The organism is Zobellella aerophila (assembly GCF_039539325.1).
In the GTDB taxonomy this organism is placed as follows: Bacteria; Pseudomonadota; Gammaproteobacteria; order Enterobacterales; family Aeromonadaceae; genus Oceanimonas; species Oceanimonas aerophila.
This window is the reverse complement of record NZ_BAABCX010000011.1, coordinates 1,656-4,857: the sequence shown is the minus strand read 5'-3', so window position 1 is coordinate 4,857 and position 3,202 is coordinate 1,656. Positions and strand designations below refer to the sequence as shown.

The 3,202-nt window shown below is 53.6% G+C and carries 1 rRNA gene; it reads right to left on the bottom strand.

What is annotated here, in order from left to right:
- Positions 1-140 precede the first annotated feature (140 nt).
- Positions 141-3,033: ribosomal RNA gene (locus tag ABD806_RS17950) — 23S ribosomal RNA — on the bottom strand.
- Between the last annotated feature and the right edge of the window lie 169 nt (positions 3,034-3,202).

Below are 3,202 nucleotides of genomic sequence, written 5' to 3'. Positions count from 1 at the left end.
GTCAGGTGGGACCACAACGCTATCGCCGCCAGGCATAAACTGGGTTGTTGACCAGTCTGGGTCAACAACATCTGGAAAACTGATGAACCATTCTTGCTTTGTAGTCTCGACCGCAAGGCCTCACACTTCTTGGGTGTTGTATGGTTAAGCCGCACGGGTCATTAGTACAGGTTAGCTGCACGCCTCACAGCGCGTCCACACCCTGCCTATCAACGTCCTAGTCTCGGACGGCCCTTTAGTGGACTCGAAGTCCATGGGATGACTCATCTCGGGGCTCGCTTCCCGCTTAGATGCTTTCAGCGGTTATCGATTCCGAACGTAGCTACCGGGCAGTGCCATTGGCATGACAACCCGAACACCAGCGGTTCGTTCACTCCGGTCCTCTCGTACTAGGAGCAACCCCCCTCAATCATCCAACGCCCACGGCAGATAGGGACCGAACTGTCTCACGACGTTCTGAACCCAGCTCGCGTACCACTTTAAATGGCGAACAGCCATACCCTTGGGACCGACTTCAGCCCCAGGATGTGATGAGCCGACATCGAGGTGCCAAACACCGCCGTCGATATGAACTCTTGGGCGGTATCAGCCTGTTATCCCCGGAGTACCTTTTATCCGTTGAGCGATGGCCCTTCCATGCAGAACCACCGGATCACTATGACCTACTTTCGTACCTGCTCGACCTGTCCGTCTCGCAGTTAAGCTGGCTTATGCCATTGCACTAACCGTACGATGTCCGACCGTACTTAGCCAACCTTCGTGCTCCTCCGTTACTCTTTGGGAGGAGACCGCCCCAGTCAAACTACCCACCAGGCACTGTCCGCAACCCCGATTCAGGGGCCTACGTTAGAACATCAAACATACAAGGGTGGTATTTCAAGGATGGCTCCACGGCAACTGGCGTCACCGCTTCACAGCCTCCCACCTATCCTACACATGTAGGGTCAATGTTCAGTGCCAAGCTGTAGTAAAGGTTCACGGGGTCTTTCCGTCTAGCCGCGGGTATACGGCATCTTCACCGCAATTTCAATTTCACTGAGTCTCGGGTGGAGACAGCGTGGCCATGGTTACACCATTCGTGCAGGTCGGAACTTACCCGACAAGGAATTTCGCTACCTTAGGACCGTTATAGTTACGGCCGCCGTTTACCGGGGCTTCGATCAAGAGCTTCACCTTGCGGCTAACCCCATCAATTAACCTTCCGGCACCGGGCAGGTGTCACACCGTATACGTCCTCTTGCGAGTTTGCACAGTGCTGTGTTTTTGATAAACAGTCCCAGCCACCTGGTCACTGCGACTGGCTCAGGCTCCATCTGCAAGAGACTTCACCCGCTCCAGCGTACCTTCTCCCGAAGTTACGGTACTATTTTGCCTAGTTCCTTCACCCGAGTTCTCTCAAGCGCCTTGGTATTCTCTACCCGACCACCTGTGTCGGTTTGGGGTACGATTGCCGTGTATCTGAAGCTTAGAGGCTTTTCCTGGAAGCAGGGCATCAATGACTTCCGCACCGTGGTGCGTTCGTCTCGGGTCTCAGCATTAAGTGTCCGGATTTGCCTAAACACTCTGCCTACATCCTTTCACCAGGACTACCAACGCCTGGCCCATCTAGCCTTCTCCGTCCCCCCATCGCAATACACGCCAGTACGGGAATATTAACCCGTTTCCCATCGACTACGCCTTTCGGCCTCGCCTTAGGGGTCGACTCACCCTGCCCCGATTAACGTTGGACAGGAACCCTTGGTCTTCCGGCGAGGAGGTTTTTCACCCCCTTTATCGTTACTCATGTCAGCATTCGCACTTCTGATATCTCCAGCATGCCTCACGACACACCTTCGCAGACTTACAGAACGCTCCCCTACCACTCAGAATAAATTCTGAATCCGCGGCTTCGGTGCCTGGTTTAGCCCCGTTACATCTTCCGCGCAGGCCGACTCGACCAGTGAGCTATTACGCTTTCTTTAAATGATGGCTGCTTCTAAGCCAACATCCTGGCTGTCTGAGCCTTCCCACCTCGTTTCCCACTTAACCAGAACTTGGGGACCTTAGCCGGCGGTCTGGGTTGTTTCCCTCTTCACGACGGACGTTAGCACCCGCCGTGTGTCTCCCGGATAGTACTTACTGGTATTCGGAGTTTGCATGGGGTTGGTAAGTCGGGATGACCCCCTAGCCCAAACAGTGCTCTACCCCCAGTAGTATTCGTCCGAGGCGCTACCTAAATAGCTTTCGGGGAGAACCAGCTATCTCCCGGTTTGATTGGCCTTTCACCCCCAGCCACAAGTCATCCCCTAATTTTGCAACATTAGTGGGTTCGGTCCTCCAGTTGATGTTACTCAACCTTCAACCTGCTCATGGCTAGATCACCGGGTTTCGGGTCTACTCCTAGCAACTATTCGCCCAGTTAAGACTCGGTTTCCCTACGGCTCCCCTATACGGTTAACCTTGCTACTAAAAGTAAGTCGCTGACCCATTATACAAAAGGTACGCAGTCACCCAACAAGTGGGCTTCCACTGCTTGTACGTACACGGTTTCAGGTTCTATTTCACTCCCCTCACAGGGGTTCTTTTCGCCTTTCCCTCACGGTACTGGTTCACTATCGGTCAGTCAGGAGTATTTAGCCTTGGAGGATGGTCCCCCCATGTTCAAACAGGATATCACGTGTCCCGTCCTACTCGATTTCACGTCACAGACAGTTTGGTGTACGGGGCTATCACCCTTTATTGCCGGCCTTTCCAGGACCGTTCCACTACCATCCATGCCGCTTAAGGGCTGGCCCCCGTTCGCTCGCCGCTACTAAGGGGATCTCGGTTGATTTCTTTTCCTCGGGGTACTGAGATGTTTCAGTTCTCCCGGTTCGCCTCGCAACGCTATGAATTCACGTTGCGATACCGCACCGAAGTGCGGTGGGTTTCCCCATTCGGACATCACGGGTTCAAGCGCTTCTTACCAGCTTACCCGTGCTTAACGCAGGTTAGCACGTCCTTCATCGCCTCTGACTGCCAAGGCATCCACCGTGCACGCTTAGTCACTTAACCATACAACCCCAAGAAGTTTCCGCTCAGCCCAAAGGACTGACGGGGAACCGGCTCAGAGTGCACGCATCGTGACTGATGCTTACAACAATTTTTCGCCAAGAAGTTCCAAGACACTTGCGTATCAAGAACTACAAATTATTTCATCAGCTTTCCAGGTTGTTAAAGAGCA